This is a genomic window from Corynebacterium minutissimum (genome assembly GCF_000805675.1).
GTDB lineage: Bacteria > Actinomycetota > Actinomycetes > Mycobacteriales > Mycobacteriaceae > Corynebacterium > Corynebacterium minutissimum.
Genome location: NZ_JSEF01000015.1, coordinates 333,826 through 353,040, shown reverse-complemented (window position 1 = coordinate 353,040; position 19,215 = coordinate 333,826). Strand labels below are relative to the sequence as shown.

The following is a 19,215-nucleotide window of genomic DNA, read 5'->3' as shown; positions in this document are numbered from 1 at the left end:
GGTTCGACGCGAAAAAGTGCACCGCAGACGTTAAAATACTCTGCATGACAACGACAACTCCATCGGAAGGAACTCAACACGTGACCGGATCGGCAGCCAAGCTCGGCATCAAAGAGGGACAGATTGCCCTCGAGCTCGGGTGGGACGAGGACTGCGATTCCACGATTTCCGAGTCCATTGAGGACGTACTGGGAGATGACTTCCTTGACGAGGAAACCGACGAGCTGTGTGACGTTGTGCTGCTGTGGTGGCGCGCGGAAGATGGCGACTTGGTTGATGGCCTTGTAGACGCTACTCGTCCCCTCGGGGACTCTGGCCGCATTTGGCTGATGACCCCGGGTGCTGGAAAGCCGGGCAATTTGGAGCCGGGCGAGATTTCTGAATCCGCTCAGCTGGCTGGCCTCGTGCAGACCAAGGCTGAGCGTCTCGGCGAGTGGCAGGGCTCCTGCCTCGTTGCTCGCGGCTACACCAAGAAGCCTTAAGGGTTAAGGCGAAAAGCCTGCTCAGGTGGCATTCGCAGCAACAAGAGGAACCCTGATTTGTTGCTGCGGGTGCCTATAGGCTAATCTTGTGCGAGCGCACCAAGTGCACTGCGGCTTTAGCTCAGCTGGAAGAGCAACTGGTTTACACCCAGTAGGTCGGGGGTTCGATCCCCTCAGGCCGCACCAAATGAAACCCCTTTCCGTTAAGTCGGAGAGGGGTTTCGTCGTGCTCGGAGGGCGCCCGCGGGCGTAGCCGATGATTTGGCCGGCAATGCCCGTGGAGTGTTCGTCAGGGTCTAGGGTTGGGGGTCAGGCCCCAAACCCGCGCTAAAACAGCAAACATGTATTGAGGAGGATGGCATTGATGCGTAAACAGAAAAGCGCAGCCTACTGGTGGAGCGTTACTGTCGTTGTAGTGCTGTTCATCGCAACGCTTGTAATCAATTATCTAGCAGGACTAAGCGCTGATGAATCATACTTTGGAGCACATTGGTGGCATCGTCTGGCGTGGGTTACGCCACTGTTGTTCTTGGCTTCTTTGATTTGGGCCTGGTTCGAGCACAGGAAGGTGCAACGGTATCCGCATTGACCCATATTTAGTAGCGTCGGGCTTGAATGAGAGGGAAGCCTTTCCGGGGGTCAGGCCCAATCTCAAGGAGAAGATCCTGACACAGTAGAGTCCGTTTGCCTGCTTGCCGATTCGGAGACATTCTTCTTCACTACCGTTGATTAGCCACACTGCTTCTGGCATGTCTTCGCTAGAAGCGTTCGTGGCCGCGCTCGCGGATTTTCTCGTAGAAGTCCGGCTTGGAGGCTCCGTACCGTGAGCGGGTGCGCCGCGAGGAGGCCGGAGCTGCTTCCGTGGAGGGCGCTGTGGTGTCAGGCTCGTCTTGCTGCGGTACAGAGGGCTGCGAAGGGTCAGTCTCGTCGGTGGTGGGGCCATCGACGGCAGCAGCAGCCGCAGCAAGTGCAGCTTCCTCCTCGCGGGCGCGGCGGCGTTCCCGAATCTCAGACCAGACGAAATATGCGAAGCCCAGCGGCGCCATGATGCCGAAGGCAATCCACTGGTAGCCATAGGACAGGTGGTTGCCGCGGTCCAGCTTCGGGATCGGGAGGGCATTGAGCTCACCGGGCTGATCGGGAGTGAGTTGGAGGTAGTCGTGGGCAAGGGGGACGTCGACAAGCTCCGCGATCTGTTCCGTATGGATGGAGTAGACCTGCATGTAGCCTTGCTGCTCAGTCGGGGCGGAGGAGTGCTGGGGCTCATTGACGCGGGCCATGGCCTCGATGGTGACCTCCGCGCTCGGAGCCTTGTCGATGTGGGGCACGGCGTTGCCCTCGTCCGTGGGCACCCAGCCGCGATTGACCAACAGCGTCATGCCCGAGGTGGTCTCAAAAGGCACGAGCGACTGGAACGCAGGGCTCGACCCCACTGGGCGCAAGCGCAGTAAAACCTCCTGGTCGGGGAGGTAGTGGCCGGTCAGCTCAGCGCGCGTCCACTCCTTGTTGAGAGTGCCGTCGGCGGAGAAGACCTCCTCAATCGGCTGCGGATCGGAGTCGTAGGCTTCCTCAATGAGGTGATTGCGCTCCACAATCTGGTCGTCCTTGCCCAGCTGCCAGGGTGCAAGCACCGTGAAGGTGAAGTAGCTAAAAGCGACGACAAAGATGAGCAGGAGTACCCACCCAGGCTTGAGGAACGTCTTGAGCATGAGGCCCAGTCTAGTCGCGCTGCTGGCGAATCCAATCGAGCAGGCCCGGCACCGCGGCGTCAATCTCCTTGCGGGTGCGCTCAAAGTCCACCTCGGTGCCGTAGAAGGGATCCTCTACGCTGGCATCCTCCGGGGAGTTGGGATCGAAGCTGCGCATGAGGCGCACCTTCTCCGCAGGGATGCCGCGCTCAAGGAGGGCATCGCGGTGGCCGGTATCCATGGCCACGAAAAGGTCGGCGTCCATGTGCTCCTCACCGAGCTGGGCGGCGCGATGGCTTGCGCCATCGTGGCCGCCGCGGCGCAGCTCCGCCACCGCGCGCTCATCAGCTCCCTGGCCCACGTGCCAGCCGCCGAGGCCGCACGAGGAGACGCGGGCTAGAAGATCGAGCATGTCGGTCTCCATGGCGTCGCGGGTGATGATTTCCGCCATCGGTGAGCGGCAAATATTGCCAGTGCACACAAAGACGATGTGGAGCTGGTTATCGTTCTCCGGAGGCGTCATGGAGGGGACTCCTTACAATATCGAGGGTGCGCTGGCGAACGAAAGCTAGGATATAGCAGCAACGCGACTGACGTGAAACCTACCTTCAACTAAGGAGCAAACGAGATGGCAGAACGCACGACTGTCGGCGAAATTCGCCGCGTGATCCATGAGGCCTACCCACAAGAATTGGCCGAATCATGGGACGCGGTGGGCTTGGTCTGTGGGGACCCGCAGGATGACGTCAGCACCGTGGCCTTCGCTCTTGATTGCACGCAGGAGGTAGCGGATAAGGCCGTGGAACTCGGCGCGCAGATGCTCATCGTGCACCACCCGCTACTCATGCGCGGAGTGACCTCAGTCGCCGCGGATACTCCGAAGGGCAAGGTCATCCACACTCTCATCCGCAATGGCGTGGCGTTGCTCTCCGCGCACACCAATGCGGACAAGGCTCGCCCCGGTGTCAATGACAAGCTGGCGGAACTTGTGGGAATTAAACCCGGCCGCCCCATCGTTCCGGTAGAGCCATATGACAACCTTGAGGAAGCCCTCGGGCTGGGGCGCATCGGTGAGCTGCCGGAGGCAATCACTCTGCGGGAGTTCACCCAGCGCGTGGCCGAGGCTCTTCCGAAAACCGAGTGGGGCGTGCGCGCGGCTGGCGACCCAGAGCGGATGGTCAAGCGCGTGGCAGTCTCCAGCGGTTCGGGAGACTCCTTCCTCGATAAGGCAGCTGCATTGGGCGTGGATGTCTATGTCACGTCTGACCTGCGCCACCACCCGGTGGATGAGCACTTGCGTGCTGCCCACCTCATGGATCCGGAAGGCCCGGCCGTGGTGGATACCGCCCACTGGGCCAGCGAATTTCCCTGGACCGCCCAGGCGCGCGATATTGTGGAGAGCGTATTGCGCGTGAAGACCGAGATTATTGATCTCCGCACCGACCCTTGGACGATTTCTGCGCAGAAGGAGAACTAAATGAAGCTGTCACAGGACCTGCAGCAGACCTTGCTCGAACTGGCCACCTTGGAGCGCACCCAGGCGCTGGGTGGTACCGCCACAATCCCGGAACAAGAGGAATACGAGAAGGCCCAGGCCGCACACGCCCGGCTTATCGACGCCTCCGGCTCCGCCCAACTCGCCGTCGACGACATGGAGCTGGAAATCCTGCGCATCCAGGCAGATGAACGCAAGCTGCGCCAGCGCGAGCGCGACGACAAGGCCCAGCTTGGTGCCGCTACCGACCCAGATCAGCGCAAGGATCTTGAGCACGACCTTTATGCAGCCAAGTCCCGCATCGCAGACTTGATGAGTGAGCTGCAGGAAGCCCACAACGAAATCCACGCTCTGCGAGCCAACCTGGACGTTCACGGCGCCAAGCTGTCTGATTCTGAGCGCAAGCTCGAGGTACTCAAGCGCGCAGCTGAGGCCGCCCAGGAAGCTGCAGCGAACCAGCCGGACCCGCAGGTGCGCATCAACGAATTGCGTGAGCAGCTGCCGGCGGACGTCCTCGACGAGTATGAGACTGTGCGTGAAGAAAACGGCGTAGGTGCAGCGGCGTTCACCGGCCGTGCCTGCGGCGGCTGCTTCATCGTGTTGCCGCCGGCTGAACAAAATGCGGTGCGCAACGCGGCTGCCGACGTCCTCCCGCAGTGCGGCGACTGCGGTTCCTACCTGGTGCGCCCGGCATCATGAAACTCGTCATCTTCGCTGACGGTGGCTCCCGCGGCAACCCCGGCATCGCCGGTTCCGGTACTGCGATCTACAACGAGGACCGCTCGCAGCTGCTGAAGGAAATCGCCTACGTGGTAGGCCAACAATCCACCAACAATGTGGCCGAATACCATGGCCTCCTCCGTGGACTTGAAGCCGCCGTGGAACTGGGCGCAGATGAGGTGGAGTTCTATATGGACTCCAAACTCGTGGTGGAACAGATGAACGGGCGCTGGAAAATCAAGCACCCAGACATGCAAAAGCTCGCCCTTGAGGCACGTGGCCTGCTCAACCAGATTGGCAGCTACACCCTCGAGTGGGTTCCACGCGCCCAGAACTCCGTGGCCGATGAGCTCTCCAACGTCGCTATGGACGCCGCCGCGAAAGGCGAGCCCGCTGGCATCCTCGATATGGGCGGCAGCGACGCTGCGGAAGCCGACGCTGAGCTCGATGCAACGGGCAGTGACGGGGCCGGGGAGGTGCGGCCAAGCACTGCTTCTTCTCCAGCCTCCGACTGGCGCCCCGAGACCGGCCCCGTGACGCGCTTCATCCTGCTGCGCCACGGACAAACCGCTATGTCTGCTGCCAAGCAGTATTCCGGACGCGCGAACCCGGAGCTCACCGAATTGGGAAAGAAGCAGGCACTCGCTGCCGCCCAGGCTCTGGCAGATACCCACATCGACGCCGTCGTGTGCTCCCCGTTGCGCCGCTGCCAGCAGACCGCCGCCGCGGTCGTGGAGGGCCGGGACCTGCAGGTTGAGACCGTGGAGAAGCTCATCGAGGTGGACTTTGGCCGCTGGGAAGGCAAGACCTTCGCCGAAGCCGACGCCGCCGACCCCGAACTCCACGCGCGCTGGCTGCAGGATACCTCCGTATCCTGCCCCGGAGGCGAGTCCCTGCGCGCGGTCCACCGCCGCGTCAGCGCTGCCCGTCGTGACCTGCAGAAGCGCTATGAAGGCAAGACGGTACTCGCGGTCTCCCACGTCAACCCGATTAAGTCCTTCATCCGCCAGGCCCTCGACTCGGGCCCGCAGACCCCTCTCCACCTCTTCTTGGGCCTGGCTTCTCTTAGCGAGGTCGAGTTCTTCGATGACCGTGGTGTCCTGCACCGTTTCAACGATGTGGGGCATTTGAGCGCACTGGGATAAACTAACAGGCGCGAATGAGCCGACCGGGTAAACGCGTTCCGTCGAACCGGCCCCCTTCCTGGGGCTAGGCGCGGGCCGAGGAAAGTCCGGACTCCACAGAGCACGGTGGTTGCTAACAGCAACCCGGGGTAACCCGCGGGCAAGTGCAACAGAAAGTAAACCGCCGCATGCCTCCACTTGCGCTTCGGCGCGGTGTAGGCACACGGTAAGGGTGAAAAGGTGCGGTAAGAGCGCACCGGCACCGTCAGTGATGGCGGTGGCTGGGTAAACCCCACTGGGAGCAAGGCATCACGGCCCGCCACGCTAGCGGGCCTGATCAGGCGTTAGTAGGTTGCTCGCCGAAGCCTGAAGGTAGCTGCTTGAGCCACCCGGCAACGGTTGGCCTGGATGGATGTTTACCACCGCGCCGTGGTGCGCGGTACAGAATCCGGCTTATAGGTTGGCTCATTCGTACCCACTCTTTAATTTTTTGGAACAATGGGGCGGCATGAAGCTGTATGCCGCACCCCTGGATTTCCGTCCCATCGCGGGAGAATTTTCCGTCCCGACCGACTTCCCAGAAGAGGTCACCGCACAGGCTGCCTCCGCGCAGGACCGCTACGCGGACCAGCGACGCGATGCCCGCGATATTCCCCTGGTCACCATCGACCCGGTAGGTTCTATGGACTTGGACCAGGCGGTTTTCATCGAAGCCCGCGATGGCGGCTACCGCGTGCTCTATGCCATCGCCGACGTGGCTGCTTTCATCGAACCCGGCTCAGCCCTGGAAGAGGAGTCCCTCAAGCGCGGGCAGACCATCTACCTTCCCGATGAGCCCGCCCGGCTGCACCCGGCTGAGCTTTCGGAGGATAGGGCCTCGCTGCTTGCCGACGTCGACCGTCCCGCCGTCCTGTGGACCTTCGATCTCGACTCCGCCGGTGAGGTGGAGGATTTCTCGGTGGAGCGCGCGCTCGTGCGCAACCGCGCACGGCTGGACTACGACCAGGTCCACGAGGATTTGGAGAACGGCTCCCTGCATTCCTCCATTGCGTTACTGCCGGAAGTAGGCAAGCTACGCCAAGCCTCGTCGTTGCGCCGAGATGCCATTAACCTGCGCCTTCCTTCGCAGCGAGTACAAGAAAGCAGCGATGAGGGCGAAGGCCACTTTGAGCTGGTGATGGAGCCGCGTTACGAAGTCATGGACTATAACTCGGAGATTTCCCTGCTGACTGGCATGTGCGCTGGCCGCCTCATGGAATCCCATGGCATTGGATTCCTACGCACCTTGGCAGCTGCTACCCCGGAAGCTGAGGCTGAGTTCCGCTCCGAAGCTCAAGCGCTGGGGTTCTCGTTGGAAGGCCAATCGATTTCTGAGTTCTTGCACTCAGTCGATGCTGATTCTCCCCGCGGCATGGCCGTCATGCGCGAGGCGCAGCGCCTGCTGCGCGGCGCTGATTATGTGTGGCTCGAAGAATCCCCAGCTGACGTTCACGCAGGTATTGGCGGCTATTATGCCCACGTCACCGCTCCATTGCGTCGACTCGTCGATCGCTTTGCCACCGAAGTCTGCCTCGCGTTAAGTGGCGGCTACGAGGTCCCGGAGTGGGTACGCAACCGCGCCGGGGATGTCATCGCCTCGATGCGCTCCACGTCCCAGCTAGCTTCCCAAGTAGACCGAGCCTGCCTCAACCTCACTGAGGCCACCGTGCTGGCTCCCTGGGTAGGCACCAACTTCGAGTCAGTCGTGGTCGATGGCGGCGAGAAGCGCGACAAAGCACGCCTGTTCATCCTTGAGCCGCCCGTGATGGGGGAGGCTGTGGGCCAGCCTCCCACGGGTAGCGAGACCACCGTCTCGCTGGTTAAGGCTGATGTGGCTGAGCGCGACGTGCTCTTTGCCTGGCCCGCCGACTAGCTTTCGGTCACCGCCGGTGCGCCGGCGTTTAGCGGAACCACGAGCAACCCATCTTCCGCCAAATCTGCAGCAAAGTTGGTGGCCTTAGTACTCGGGACATATGCGATGACCGCTGTTGAGGTACCGGCATGCGCCGAGCGGGCTGCCGATGCACCGCGGGCAGATGCCAGCTGGGCAAGCTTTTCCGCAGAATCAAAACCATAGACCGTAGCGAGAGCGGACTGCGACTGCGTCAGCAGTGGGAAAAGCTCTGTGCCGCGGCGTGAGCGCAGCGCACGGGCCACGCCTTGGGCACGCTGGGTTTCCTCTGCATAAAACGTCAACCAAGCCGTGGCCTGGGCAATGGTGGGCTGGTTCTCGGGGCCGTGAATCTTATGGACGGCTGCCAACCAATCAAGCACGCGCTGTGGTGCATCCGGCAAAAGACGCAGCGACTCCGTGCCGAAGGCATGGCAGGCGTCATCGATGAAACGCTCGCGGGTACGGATATCAGCAATCGTCTCCTCGCAGTCAAAGTCGCCGGGGACAGCAAGCGCATACGCTACGAGGTCTTGATTCACCGCATGTGGCGCCTGGGTGACAGAACCATCGGCATAGTCGATGATGGTGATGGACTCACCCGTTCCGCGCAGTGCGGCGGAGTGACGGGCACGCAAGGCGGGGAAGCACGCGAAGGTTCCTACGGCCTGTGAGCAGACCTCAGCCAGACGTGCGCGCAAAGGCGCATCGAACGGTTCATCGGCCCCGCCCAGCAGCGCAAGAGCGGTCGCAATATCGATGGCTGCGGCAGCGCCCAGGCCCGCATTGTCAGGGATGTCGGTGACTACGGTGATATCTGCACCGGCAGTCTCACGCGACAGCAACTGGCGGTTGATCATCGTGTGGACGATGCCACCCAGACGGGCAGCAAGCCCACCATTCGGCGCAGGGGGTACAACAGGCTGGCCCTCAGAATCAACGCTGGGCTGCTGTTCGGCGGCAAGAGCGGACACCTTTTCCAAGGTGATGAAATCTTCGGTAGTGCTGCCATCAGTAGACAAGCAGCGAACGGATACGGTGCCATCGTCTCGGGGGCTGACGGCAACTGCGGCGCGAAGAGCCGCCAAGCCCATGATGGCGATGCCGCCGAAGTGGTCGATGTGCTCGCCGATGAGTGACCACGTGGCCGGGGCACTCGCGATGTGTGTTGGCTCGGTACCGACATTATCGCGGTGAGCGGTGCGTGCGCGGTCGACGACCGGTGTTGAAGGGGCAGTCCACTGGGGCATCGGGGAAGGTACTCCTTTGCTGGTGGCGATAGGTTCTCTGCACAGGTGCAGAAGAGAGTGACCTGTCTATTCTAGCCGCACGAAGCGCCGCCGGTCTGTAGTGTGGGGTGCACCGAGAACCGAAAGCACACCTTTTGGGCCACCGTGCCAGAAAAGTAAGCGAGTTCCCGCGGTTCACAGTATGAGGGATGAGCATCCCAGAATGGAGAAGACAATGGCTGACGCTGACAAGAAGTGGTTCTACGATCCCTCTACCGGTGAGGTATCCCAGGGCAAGGTTTCCGGTTGGGAAAACCGTATGGGCCCCTATGACTCCCGTGAGGAAGCCGAGCACGCCATCGAGATTGCCAATGCCCGCACTGCCGCGGCCGATGCCGAGGACGCAGCCGAAGACGACTACTAAAGCAGCGCTTTTGAGCAGCGACTGCTGACAAAGAAGAGACCCCGCTGATTCCCATCCACCGAGTGCCTTGCACACTGGGTGATATGGGAAACAGCGGGGTCAGTGTCGTTCTACACCGCTCAGTTACTCCGAGCTACTTTTCCAGCTTCTTACGCAGCGGCTTGAAGGCCGACTTAATCGCCTTGAAGCTCTCCGCGTAGGCGTCGAGCGCCTCCAAGCCGATGGCACGCTCACGCTGGTAGAGCAGACCGTACCCAAAGGTGTCTTCGCCGCGGCGACGTGCCGTTTCTGCAAGTTCAATGAGCTTGTCACGGGACGTGACCGAATCCTGGAAGTCACCCAAGACCGACTGCATATTCTTGCAGGCCTTGTAAAGGTTTTTGGTCTTTAGGTTAGTGGCAGAGCCCGCAGCCTCAGCGGCATAACGCAGCTTCTTGGCAGCCTTACGCATGTCGTGGAAGTACTCCTCACGCTCATGCAAGGTCAACTCGGTGTTATCCCAGTTCTTGACCGCCTTCTTGTGGCGCTTCACCAACTTGTCATACGCCTGGTTGAGGTGCAACGCCATAACCGTATCGAGGTCATGGTGCTCTGCATCCTCGCTCTTAGCATGCTTCGGCTTGGATTCCTTCGGCTGCTCCTGCTTCTCTGGAGATTCAATCTCTTCTGCCGATTCGGATGCTGCAGACTCCGCATCGGAATCAGTTGCATCGCCCTCGAGCTCGGTGTCCTCACCCGCGACTGGCGGGTTGGCCAGGAACGCATCGAGAGCATCGAGGAGATCAAGGTACTGGTCGGAATCTAGAGCGGCAATGACGCGACGGTGGGCTCGGCGGTAGTCACGGCCCATGTCATGCGCGATGTGCTCACGAGTGGCCGCATCCAGTACATCCGAATCCTCAGATGCGAGCAGGCTCTGCCAACGTTCTTCGACGACTTCTGCATCGCGGGCAACGCCCAACATGCTGGCCAGCTGCTTGAGATCCGACTCCAGTCGTTCAATCTCCGGACCGACAACGATTCCGTGGAACGTTTGGAGGTGGCTGCGAAGCTCACGAGTAGCAACGCGCATCTGGTGGACGGAATCCCACTCGTCGCGGCGAACACGTGGGTCGTACTCCACGAGCTTGTCACGGTTAGCCTTCAGGGCGTTTACAACAGCAGCAGCGGGGGAGTCCGGATCGAGATTCGACACAGCGAGAGCCGGCGGCAGCTCAACATTATTGATGGAGTCACCCAAAGCTGATTTCAGCTTCGACGGGGAAGATGACACGCGGGCACCAGAGCTAATGAGGAGAGAAGTGGCGTGACGAAGGAGCGCTCCGCCCTTCTTGGTAGCAGGAAGTTCTCCTGCAAGCTCAACCTCCCATTCACGCCACGCGCACTGTGTGCCATCGGGAAGGAAGGAGAAACCGGTGACGTGGTCATCGCAGAACTCCGCAATAGGCTGGTCTGCCTCGTCAACCAACAACAACTCGGTGCGGTTGTTGTCTACCTGCGCGATGGGCGCCAGAGGATGATTACGGATTACCGAGCGAACTTCGTGGATGAGTTCAGCCGGAACCTCGTAGCGGCCATCCACCGGCTCGCCCATTTCGGCACGAATCTCAGTGCGTCCCGCATCGCCTGGAATCTTGATGTGCCAGCCATCATCATTGCCGCCTGTACGGCGACGCAACGTGATCTTCGCATGGGTAAGGCGCAGATCCTCGGTGTCATAGTAAATCGCGGACATCGAGTGATGGCGGGTTTCCGCGACTCGTGCGACCTCTTCGAGCTGAGTGAGATCAGGTACCGGGGTGGATTCGTCCACGGCGAACTTGGCTTCGACTTCTAAGAACGTCTTCGGAGACATACACACACCTTCGTCGGCAGGAGGGATTGATCATTGTCGGGCGGGAAACGCCCTGTCTTATGCACCTAGTTTACCTGGGTACGAGACTCATTTGTGCGTCCTTCCTATTGCTTAGCGTGTTAGCTGTCGGCGCCCTTTCACCCCTGCGGAATCACCGCTGAGGTGAGATTTTTCAGCCGCAGATGCCCCCGCGGACATGCCTGCACGGCTTCCCACAGCCAAAGATATAGTCCGCGCGTGCGGGAAGTAGCGGTCACGGATTGCCTCTGCGTCGAGTCTTCGCTGATCCAGAGCGTTAAGGGTGCGACGTGTCAGAGCCAAAGTTGCCTGTTCATCTTCCTCGGCAGCCCTTCCTGCGCAAGTTTCATCAGAGTTCTGGGCCGTAAAAGACTGGTTTGCTTCATCGAGCAGCTCTCCAATACGGGAAGCGTAGGACAAAATAAAGCTTCGGCGGTATGAAGCAAGATTTCCTAACTGCTGCGCAATCTCGGCGTGCTCACCGTGGCGCATATGCCAATCACATTGGCGCTGAAGTGACATGAAGAGATCAATGACATGGTCGAGGTCATCCTCAGCGCCGAAGATCGTGATGATCCCTTTAGGGTGAAGTTGTAAAGCGGAGCAACCATTCCTGTCAGCGATGACGCTGAGCAGCGTCGCTTGATGGTTAATGTATGGCGCGCTGATGTGAATTCGTTTGGAGGCGAATTTCAGAGGGGAATCGCCGCACAGTCCGTTGAGGCGGTGCTGTTGCTGAAGGCTTTGAGCTTTGGCGATAAGCGCACTGGCTTCTTGCTCGTACGGAGTCGACTCTGCCTTCTTAAGGAGGTTGATGATTTTGGTTCGTATCTTCTCTTCTTTGCTATCGCGTGAAGGTCTCGAAGTGGTCTCTTCCGCGAGAACGTCGACGTCACGCAACCAAGGAAGCCTCGTTACCTCTTCAACGAGTGTTTCCACCTCTTGAGCGCTCATACTCATGGATGTCGGGGGTTCAAGGGTTAGCCACTCTTTGCGGAGAACCGTAGACGTAATGTGGGCCGGTATCCGTCCAGCGGCGCGGTAGATAGTGGGGTAGCAGTAGTTTCCAAGTACATGGAGGAGGTCCTTGGGAGACCAGCCCCGTTGAGCGGCGTTAATGACGAGTTCGATAGCTCGGTCGCTGAGAGCTGAGTGGTAAGAGTTCATGATTGCCCTTCTTTTTGGTACATGTGTTCGTGATGTGGTGCCATTCAAGCATGCTGTTTGGATTAGCGTTTGTTGGTTCGAAAAGCTTTGCCCCCGAGTTACTCTTGCGAACAGGAAGAACGTTTGGCGGCGCGGGGGCAATCACGGCAACTTACGGCTGGAGTGCAGTACCCGCCGGTAGGGTTTAAATCATGAACAGCCAACACGAATTCGTCCTCCGCACGGTTGAAGAACGCGATATCCGCTTCATCCGTCTGTGGTTCACCGACATCCTGGGCGCCTTGAAATCCGTGGTGATGAGCCCCTCGGAACTGGAATCTGCGTTTGAGGAAGGTGTTGGCTTCGATGGCTCATCGGTCGAGGGGTTCTCGCGTATCTCTGAGGCAGACACCATCGCGATGCCGGACCCGTCGACATTCCAGATCATGCCCTTCGATAAGGGCGAACCAGAGCTCTTGTCGGCGCGCATGTTCTGCGATATTGCCCAGCCTGATGGCCAACCCTCGATGGTGGATCCACGCCATATTCTGCGCCGTCAGGTCACTGAGGCTGCCAACGAGGGCTTCACCTGCATGGCCTCGCCAGAAGTTGAGTTTTATCTTCTCGAAGATGCCCGCGATATCAATAACCTCGTTGCAACTGACAATGGCGGGTACTTCGACCAAGCTACTCATGACAACGCGCCGAGCTTTCGTCGTCGCTCCATGTATGCATTGGAGTCCATGGGGATCGCTACGGAATTTAGCCACCATGAAACCGCCCCAGGGCAGCAGGAAATTGACCTCCGCCATGCGGATGTACTGACGATGGCAGACCACATTATGACGTTCCGATACGTCATCAAGGAGGTGGCCTCCCAGCAAGGCGTGCATGCCACCTTTATGCCCAAACCTTTTGAGCATCGTTCGGGCTCCGGTATGCATACGCACTTGAGTCTCTTTGAAGGTGACTCGAATGCCTTCCACGATCCGGATGACGAAATTTCTCTGTCGGAAACGGCAAAGCAGTTTATTGCGGGAATTCTCGAGCATGCCGTTGAGATGACTGCAATCACCAACCAGTGGACGAACTCCTACAAGCGCCTCATGTTCGGCAGCGAAGCACCGGGGTCAGTGACCTGGGGTGTTTCTAACCGCTCTGCACTTGTGCGTGTTCCCACCTACCGACTGTCCAAGGAAATGTCGCGCCGAGTAGAGATTCGTTCGCTGGATTCGGCAATGAATCCCTACTTGGGTTACGCGGTGCTGCTCGCCGCAGGTCTTCGCGGGATTAAGGAAGGCTACGAGCTCGGAGATCCAGCAGAGGACGATGTCCACCAGCTAACGCGCCGGGAACGCCTTGCAATGGGCTACAAGGATTTGCCTACCAGCCTGGATCAGGCACTTCGCGAGTTTGAGCGCTCTGAGTTTATGGCGGAAATCTTAGGTGAGCATGTCTTTGAGTACTTCCTACGTGCTAAGTGGGACGAATGGCACGAGTACCAGCAGCAGATTACGGCCTTTGAACTTCGCCACAACCTGAACTTCTAGGAGAAGCATGCGTCCTGCATCTGTACCGTCACCAGCAACTCTTGGGCTGACGAGACCGACCGCTGCGGAAGACCTTGCGCAATTGGGATGGGATAACGCCGAGTCACTCGATGAACTGTGGACTTTGGCTGCAGCAGGCGATCCTGACATGGCGCTCAATACTCTCATGCGGGTCGTTGACGGAGCACCAGAAGTCATTACCGCAATGCGGGAAGACGAAACTTTCCGCGTGCGTCTTATTGCATTACTCGGTGGTTCTTCAGCCTTTGGTGACCATCTTGCAGCGCATCCAGAGGCATGGAAGGAACTGCAGCGAGCGCTGCCGACACCTACCGAAATGCTTCATACTCTTCTCGCAACGGTGGGAGCAGAACCCGCGACCTTCGCTGAAGCGCCAGAGCGCCCTGATACCGCGAGCGAAGACCTGACGACTCCCGGAACCTACCGCGCCCAGCCGGGAGACAATAAGGCTCAGCTCAAAACGGTATACCGCACCCTGATGATGCGTATTGCCGCGCACGACCTCGCCGGTACTTTTCACTCGCGAAAGGGACAGTCACGACCGCAACCCCGCGTCGGTTTCCGCGAGGTGACGCGGCTTACGACGGCTCTGGCAGACGCCGCACTAACGGCTGCCCTGGCCGGCGCAGTTCGCGTTGTCTATGGTGATCAACCGCTCGATGCGCAATTGGCCGTCCTGGCAATGGGCAAGTGTGGAGCAGGGGAGCTTAACTACATCTCAGACGTTGACGTCATCTTCGTCGGTTCGGACGCCACGCCACGGGTGACTCGCTTGGCTTCAGAGTTCAACCGCATCGGTTCGGCTTGCTTCTTCGAGGTCGATGCGAACCTGCGGCCAGAGGGAAAATCTGGCGCACTAGTACGAACCTTGGATTCGCACGTTGCCTATTACAAGCGGTGGGCAGAAACGTGGGAGTTTCAGGCACAGCTCAAGGCGCGTCCACAGACCGGGTATCTCCCGCTCGGGGAAGACTACCTCAATGTAATCGGACCCATGGTTTGGACGGCGTCCCAGCGAGAATCCTTCGTTGAGGATGTCCAGGCCATGCGCCGCCGTGTCCTCGAGAATGTGCCGGAAGATATGCGCCATCGTGAGCTCAAGCTCGGCGAAGGTGGCTTGCGTGATGTTGAATTCGCAGTGCAGTTGCTTCAGCTGGTGCATGGCCGCTCTGATGAAACGCTACGGCCGCTGGCCACGGTCGATGCCCTCGCAGCACTTGTACGCGCGGGCTATGTGGGCCGCGAAGACGGCACGCAGCTCATCGAAGCGTATGAGTTTTTGCGGTTGCTGGAGCACCGCCTACAGCTGGAGCGATTCCGCCGTACACACACGATGCCATCCAACGGTGATGGCGCTGCGCTGAAGTGGCTTGCTATCAATGCAGGCTTCCATTCCCACGGCCAACAGTCAGCCGCGGACAGGATGAATGAGCATCTGCGCAAAGTCCGCCTGCTCATTTCGGAACTGCACTCGCGCCTGTTCTATCGCCCGCTTCTCAACTCTGTGGCGTCGATGTCCGCAGATGAGATCAAGCTTTCCCGAGAAGCGGCACTCCTACAGCTGGCTGCGTTGGGATACCGGCACCCAGATCGCGCTTTCGAGCACCTCACATCCTTGGCAGCAGGCAGCTCACGCAAGGCCCGAATCCAGGCCATCTTGCTGCCCACGCTAATGGAATGGCTCTCCGCTACTGCAGACCCCGATATGGGACTTCTGAACTACCGCAAGCTGTCGGAAGCAGCCTATGACCGTAACTGGTTCCTGCGCATGTTGCGTGATGAAGGTGTCGTAGGACAACGCCTCATGAAGATTCTGGGCACCTCGCCGTTCACGTCGGAGCTCATCATCAAGGCACCAGATGTGGTCAAGCAGCTATCCGATGGCGCAGCCGGGCCTAAACTGCTGGAGACGAAGCCGGATCAGGTGTCGAAGGCACTCATTAACTCGACTAAGCGCCATGCCAATCCGGATAAGGCCGTGGCAGTGGCCAGGTCATTGCGCCGCGTGGAGCTTGCCCGCATTGCATCAGCTGACCTCCTCGGATTCCTGCCAGTGCAACAGGTGTGCCACGAGCTTTCCACGATCTGGAATGCCGTCCTCGAGGCTGCACTGAGGGCTGAAGTTCGCGCGTGGCGGATAGACAACGAGGACGCGGAACCTCCTGCACGCATCGCGGTCATCGGCATGGGGCGTCTAGGCGGAATGGAGCTGGGCTTTGGTTCGGACGCTGACGTCATCGTCGTTGCTGAGCCCGAAGAAGGAAACGAAGAATCAGAGGCTATGGCGTGGGCCATTAGCATGATCGACAAACTGCGTCGCCGCCTGGCTAAGCCCTCCGGAGACCCACCGCTAGAGGTCGATTTGGGCCTGCGGCCTGAAGGAAGGTCAGGTGCAGTAGCCCGCTCGATTGAATCTTATAAGCGCTACTACTCGCGTTGGGGTGAATCCTGGGAGATGCAGGCGCTGTTGCGCGCCGCGTTCGTTGCCGGCGATGAGGACGTAGGAGAGCGGTTCATGACCATGATCGATGAGTTCCGCTATCCAGACAAAGGAGCGAGCGAGAAAACGCTGCGCGATATTCGCCGAATGAAGGCACGCGTAGATAATGAGCGCCTGCCGCGCGGTGCTGACCGCAATACCCACACCAAGCTGGGGCGTGGTGGTCTGACCGATATCGAGTGGACCGTGCAGCTGCTGCAAATGATGCATGCACACGAGGTACCGGAGTTACATGATCCTTCTACGCTCCGCGTGTTGGATGCGCTGGAGGAACATGAAGTTATTCCGGTGCAGCAAGTCCAGGACCTGCGTGAAGCCTGGCTATTGGCCACCGATGCCCGTAATGCTTTAGTCCTTGTCCGCGGCAAACGCGTGGACCAGCTACCGGCACCAGGGCCGCAATTGGCACAGGTCGCCGGTGCTGCTGGATGGGCGCCAGAGAATAACCAAGATTTCCTCGAGCACTATCTCAAAGTCACGCGCCATGCCCGCAAAGTGGTGGATGAGGTGTTCTGGGGAGAAGCGGAGTCCTTTGAACATGACTAAACCGAGTCGCTAAAAATCTATATCCTTAGTACTAGGAAAAGACTTTCCCTCCGTGGAAAACCAGAGACCCACAGAACCACAGACCTCTCCCCATACAATCCGCAGAGAAGGAACACTACATCATGAGCCTTAACCTTTCCCTTGACCTGAAAGATGCCACCCTCGCCGACCTCGAAGCATTTCTCGCCGCAGCGCGAGCAGCCGATAGTGATCCGCACGCAGCGCTGAGTGTGGATGGAACGGTGATGCGGGTGGACGTCGACAAGCCACGCGTGCGCCCAGTCGAACCACAGAAGGGCGCACAGCAGCGCTCACACTTCGACCGTCCCGTAGCGGAAAACACCATCCGTTCCATCATTGATGCACTCTCCGAGCGCCTTGACCCGCCGTACCCGCCGCGCGGCGGGTCTTTTGGAACCTTTGGTCCCGACACGGATTAAGCCGTGCGGATGAGAGAGAACTAGACTGATGGGCGTGAAGTCCAAGCAAATTATCGCCGTGTGGATCGCGGTGGTGCTGGCGATCATCGCCGCTATCGTCACTGGCTGGTGGGTGACGGAGCGTCAGCAAACCCCGGACGGCACCCTCACCGTCAAGGACGTCGTCGATGGTGGAGTGCCCCAAGACCAATCGCTTAACGCGTACGTGGATCCAGCGGAACAAGACCGCATCGTGGCGTTGGCAGAAGCGCTCGGCATCCCTGCGGAATCAGTACCGCGCGGAATCCTCTCGGTGTCCTCAGATGTGTACCGCTCCCGCCAAATTCTCAAAGCTGAGCTGGATAAAGCCGTGGCCAACAACAAAATAACCAAGGAGGATGCCGCGGGCACGCTCGCTGCTTTCGACGCCGGCCTCGTCACCCCTGCGGTGGGGCCTATCGTTGCCGAATCTAACCCGGCGCAGTAAACCCCCAGCTTCTGGCAGGTAGTCGGCAGAAACCCGGCACGCTACTGGCAGGAGGGCGCCTTATTCTCAAACGCACAGATAACGAAACGATAAAGGTTGGTGCGTTGACGTGGAGAAACGGCGACAACTGCGAGAGTTCCTGCGAACCGTGTGCGGCGTAAGCCTCGCTATCCTCGTTCCCATCGGCGGGGGATTGGGAATGTTCGCGGTGGCGAATGGGGTGCCCTTGGAAACGGCGATAAGCGCACTGCCCGCAGGTTAACCAACCTGCACGATGGTGGCGCGTGGGCCAGAGTCCTTACCTCGTAAGAAATGGGTAATGAGGACGCCCACGATTCCCACGCACCACACTCCCAGCACTGCGAATGCCGCAAGACGGAAATCCGCCATGGGGTAGTCCGGGCCGTGGCCCAAGTGGTCGAGCGCCACGCCAAACAACTGGGCGCCGAGCATGGAGGAGATGAACCCGCCCATATTCCCCAGGCCAGTCGCGGTGGCCACCACGGTGCGGTCAAGGTTTTCCCGCACAATATCGAAGCCATAATTTGCCACCGGTGTGCACAACGACACCAGGCTGATGAGGATAAACAAGGACAGGTAGCTGCCGCCCGCCAAGAAAAAGACCACCCAGACAGAGATGTTGACCGCGACAAAACCAAGTGCCAGCCATGGGCGATAGCCACTGGCGCGGGAGGAAATCTTGCCGTGGAGGGGGCCAACGAGGACCATGCACACGCTAAACCAGGTGAGTACCCAGCCAGCCTCTGTCTTGGAAAAGTCCAGGCCCGCGGTCATCATCGGCATTCCCCACAGCATGACGAAAACATTGGTGGCAGCGAGTCCCACCCAGTGGATAAAGAAAGCCTGCCAGGCCACTGGGGAGCGCAGCACCGAGGCCAGCAGAGATCCCAAGCGGCGCGGCTGAGCATTAGGCCGCTCCTTCGGGGCGGAAACAATGCCCAGGGTCTCAGGCGAGTCTGCCACCGCCACCGCAGCGGCCACAGCGATGAGGATGCCCACCGCGCCCAGAGTGACAAACGCCGTGGTCCACCCGGCCCAACCCAACACCAGGGAGAATGGGATGGCGGACATGAACTGGCCCAGCTGACCTAGTGATGAGGTCACCTGAGTAAACATAGGAGTGCGGTGCAGCGGGAACCAATAAGGAAGGATACGCATCACCGAGAGGAAGGCGGTGGCATCGCCTAAGCCGATTAAAATGCGCGCGGCGATGGCAACCCAATAGTTGGCGGTAAAACCTAATACCACTTGGCCGATACCCATAATGACGGAGCCGATGACGAGCAAGCGCCGAGGTCCAAACTTATCAATGAGCAACCCAGTAGGAATCTGCGCGAGAGCATAAACGCCCAGCTGAACCGAGGTAAATACCGCAATCCGGGAGGCGTCCACCTCAAAGCGGTCAATAGCTTCCAACCCGGCCACGCCGAAGGAGGTGCGGCCAGTCATCGCCACGATGTACACCAGCATCGCGGCAACCCAAACGGACAAGGCTTTGGTGGTGATGACTTCGCGGGGATGGGGAGCCGACATGGCTGATACTTTACGCCCAACCCACTA

Annotated in this window: 16 protein-coding genes, 1 tRNA gene and 1 other RNA gene; 12 read left to right on the top strand and 6 right to left on the bottom strand. The window is 59.6% G+C overall.

The genetic code is table 11. The features are described 5' to 3' along the window. Positions 1-44: 44 nt before the first annotated feature. Together NX84_RS09680 and NX84_RS09675 are read left to right on the top strand one after the other, a co-directional pair. The gene (locus NX84_RS09680; protein ID WP_052319738.1) at positions 45-482 is read left to right on the top strand and encodes a DUF3052 domain-containing protein; all 438 of its coding nucleotides are present in this window, start codon (positions 45-47) and stop codon (positions 480-482) included. Between the two features lie 110 nt (positions 483-592). Beyond that, positions 593-668: transfer RNA gene (locus NX84_RS09675), tRNA-Val, on the top strand. 572 nt (positions 669-1,240) lie between these two features. Here the strand turns inward: NX84_RS09675 and NX84_RS09670 are convergent. Further along, positions 1,241-2,191 (bottom strand): SURF1 family cytochrome oxidase biogenesis protein, encoded by a 951-nt coding sequence (locus NX84_RS09670; protein WP_039676202.1) that lies wholly within the window; start codon positions 2,189-2,191, stop codon positions 1,241-1,243. Between the two features lie 10 nt (positions 2,192-2,201). After that, a complete protein-coding gene (locus tag NX84_RS09665) occupies positions 2,202-2,693 on the bottom strand; it encodes a low molecular weight protein-tyrosine-phosphatase (protein ID WP_039676200.1) in 492 nt (163 codons plus the stop codon). A gap of 105 nt (positions 2,694-2,798) precedes the next feature. On the opposite strand from NX84_RS09665, the gene NX84_RS09660 reads away from it, so the two are divergent. From NX84_RS09660 to NX84_RS09645, 5 genes are all read left to right on the top strand, one after another. Then, positions 2,799-3,647 carry a Nif3-like dinuclear metal center hexameric protein gene (locus NX84_RS09660; RefSeq protein ID WP_039676198.1) on the top strand — a complete coding sequence of 283 codons (849 nt, stop codon included), beginning with the start codon at positions 2,799-2,801 and terminating at the stop codon, positions 3,645-3,647. Continuing rightward, positions 3,648-4,364, top strand: a complete 717-nt coding sequence (locus NX84_RS09655; protein WP_039676197.1) for a zinc ribbon domain-containing protein — start codon at positions 3,648-3,650, stop codon at positions 4,362-4,364. Beyond that, a complete protein-coding gene (locus NX84_RS09650) occupies positions 4,361-5,530 on the top strand; it encodes a bifunctional RNase H/acid phosphatase (protein WP_039676195.1) in 1,170 nt (389 codons plus the stop codon). Before NX84_RS09655 ends, NX84_RS09650 begins: the two co-directional genes overlap by 4 nt. Before the next feature lie 15 nt (positions 5,531-5,545). Next, an RNA gene (rnpB, locus tag NX84_RS12375) (RNase P RNA component class A) lies at positions 5,546-5,981 on the top strand. A gap of 36 nt (positions 5,982-6,017) precedes the next feature. After that, positions 6,018-7,421: a ribonuclease catalytic domain-containing protein gene (locus NX84_RS09645; protein ID WP_039676194.1), complete on the top strand. Its 1,404-nt coding sequence runs from the start codon at positions 6,018-6,020 to the stop codon at positions 7,419-7,421. On the opposite strand, the gene NX84_RS09640 is transcribed toward NX84_RS09645, so the two are convergent. Then, on the bottom strand, positions 7,418-8,689 hold the full coding sequence (locus tag NX84_RS09640) for a galactokinase family protein (RefSeq protein WP_039676193.1): 1,272 nt from the start codon (positions 8,687-8,689) through the stop codon (positions 7,418-7,420). The genes NX84_RS09645 and NX84_RS09640 overlap by 4 nt on opposite strands. Positions 8,690-8,903: 214 nt before the next feature. Here NX84_RS09640 and NX84_RS09635 point away from each other — a divergent pair, with 214 nt between their 5' ends. Continuing rightward, a complete protein-coding gene (locus tag NX84_RS09635; RefSeq protein WP_039676191.1) occupies positions 8,904-9,092 on the top strand; it encodes a hypothetical protein in 189 nt (62 codons plus the stop codon). A 133-nt stretch (positions 9,093-9,225) separates the two neighbouring features. Here NX84_RS09635 and NX84_RS09630 read toward each other — a convergent pair whose 3' ends face one another. Together NX84_RS09630 and NX84_RS09625 are read right to left on the bottom strand one after the other, a co-directional pair. Continuing rightward, positions 9,226-10,947, bottom strand: coding sequence for a CYTH and CHAD domain-containing protein (locus tag NX84_RS09630; protein WP_039676189.1), 1,722 nt, complete (start codon positions 10,945-10,947; stop codon positions 9,226-9,228). 111 nt (positions 10,948-11,058) lie between these two features. After that, positions 11,059-12,132, bottom strand: a complete 1,074-nt coding sequence (locus NX84_RS09625; protein ID WP_039676188.1) for a DUF2786 domain-containing protein — start codon at positions 12,130-12,132, stop codon at positions 11,059-11,061. Positions 12,133-12,323: 191 nt separating this feature from the next. Between NX84_RS09625 and NX84_RS09620 the strand changes: the two genes are divergently transcribed. The 4 genes from NX84_RS09620 to NX84_RS09605 all read left to right on the top strand — a co-directional run bounded on the left by NX84_RS09620 (position 12,324) and on the right by NX84_RS09605 (position 17,634). Continuing rightward, a complete protein-coding gene (locus NX84_RS09620) occupies positions 12,324-13,661 on the top strand; it encodes a glutamine synthetase family protein (RefSeq protein WP_039676186.1) in 1,338 nt (445 codons plus the stop codon). Positions 13,662-13,668: 7 nt separating this feature from the next. Next, positions 13,669-16,728, top strand: coding sequence for a bifunctional [glutamine synthetase] adenylyltransferase/[glutamine synthetase]-adenylyl-L-tyrosine phosphorylase (locus NX84_RS09615; RefSeq protein ID WP_039676184.1), 3,060 nt, complete (start codon positions 13,669-13,671; stop codon positions 16,726-16,728). 122 nt (positions 16,729-16,850) lie between these two features. After that, complete coding sequence (locus tag NX84_RS09610) at positions 16,851-17,168, top strand: hypothetical protein (protein ID WP_039676182.1); 318 nt, start codon at positions 16,851-16,853, stop codon at positions 17,166-17,168. Between the two features lie 28 nt (positions 17,169-17,196). Then, positions 17,197-17,634 (top strand): hypothetical protein, encoded by a 438-nt coding sequence (locus tag NX84_RS09605; protein WP_039676181.1) that lies wholly within the window; start codon positions 17,197-17,199, stop codon positions 17,632-17,634. A 258-nt stretch (positions 17,635-17,892) separates the two neighbouring features. On the opposite strand, the gene NX84_RS09600 is transcribed toward NX84_RS09605, so the two are convergent. Then, positions 17,893-19,188, bottom strand: coding sequence for an MFS transporter (locus NX84_RS09600; RefSeq protein WP_039676179.1), 1,296 nt, complete (start codon positions 19,186-19,188; stop codon positions 17,893-17,895). Positions 19,189-19,215 lie beyond the last annotated feature (27 nt).

Excerpts from the sequence above, each read along its gene's own strand:
- NX84_RS09680 (WP_052319738.1), top strand. The coding sequence starts at position 45 with ATGACAACGACAACTCCATCGGAAGGAACTCAACACGTGACCGGATCG.
- NX84_RS09670 (WP_039676202.1), bottom strand. The coding sequence starts at position 2,191 with ATGCTCAAGACGTTCCTCAAGCCTGGGTGGGTACTCCTGCTCATCTTT.
- NX84_RS09665 (WP_039676200.1), bottom strand. The coding sequence starts at position 2,693 with ATGACGCCTCCGGAGAACGATAACCAGCTCCACATCGTCTTTGTGTGC.
- NX84_RS09660 (WP_039676198.1), top strand. The coding sequence starts at position 2,799 with ATGGCAGAACGCACGACTGTCGGCGAAATTCGCCGCGTGATCCATGAG.
- NX84_RS09655 (WP_039676197.1), top strand. The coding sequence starts at position 3,648 with ATGAAGCTGTCACAGGACCTGCAGCAGACCTTGCTCGAACTGGCCACC.
- NX84_RS09650 (WP_039676195.1), top strand. The coding sequence starts at position 4,361 with ATGAAACTCGTCATCTTCGCTGACGGTGGCTCCCGCGGCAACCCCGGC.
- NX84_RS09645 (WP_039676194.1), top strand. The coding sequence starts at position 6,018 with ATGAAGCTGTATGCCGCACCCCTGGATTTCCGTCCCATCGCGGGAGAA.
- NX84_RS09640 (WP_039676193.1), bottom strand. The coding sequence starts at position 8,689 with ATGCCCCAGTGGACTGCCCCTTCAACACCGGTCGTCGACCGCGCACGC.
- NX84_RS09635 (WP_039676191.1), top strand. The coding sequence starts at position 8,904 with ATGGCTGACGCTGACAAGAAGTGGTTCTACGATCCCTCTACCGGTGAG.
- NX84_RS09630 (WP_039676189.1), bottom strand. The coding sequence starts at position 10,947 with ATGTCTCCGAAGACGTTCTTAGAAGTCGAAGCCAAGTTCGCCGTGGAC.
- NX84_RS09625 (WP_039676188.1), bottom strand. The coding sequence starts at position 12,132 with ATGAACTCTTACCACTCAGCTCTCAGCGACCGAGCTATCGAACTCGTC.
- NX84_RS09620 (WP_039676186.1), top strand. The coding sequence starts at position 12,324 with ATGAACAGCCAACACGAATTCGTCCTCCGCACGGTTGAAGAACGCGAT.
- NX84_RS09615 (WP_039676184.1), top strand. The coding sequence starts at position 13,669 with ATGCGTCCTGCATCTGTACCGTCACCAGCAACTCTTGGGCTGACGAGA.
- NX84_RS09610 (WP_039676182.1), top strand. The coding sequence starts at position 16,851 with ATGAGCCTTAACCTTTCCCTTGACCTGAAAGATGCCACCCTCGCCGAC.
- NX84_RS09605 (WP_039676181.1), top strand. The coding sequence starts at position 17,197 with ATGGGCGTGAAGTCCAAGCAAATTATCGCCGTGTGGATCGCGGTGGTG.
- NX84_RS09600 (WP_039676179.1), bottom strand. The coding sequence starts at position 19,188 with ATGTCGGCTCCCCATCCCCGCGAAGTCATCACCACCAAAGCCTTGTCC.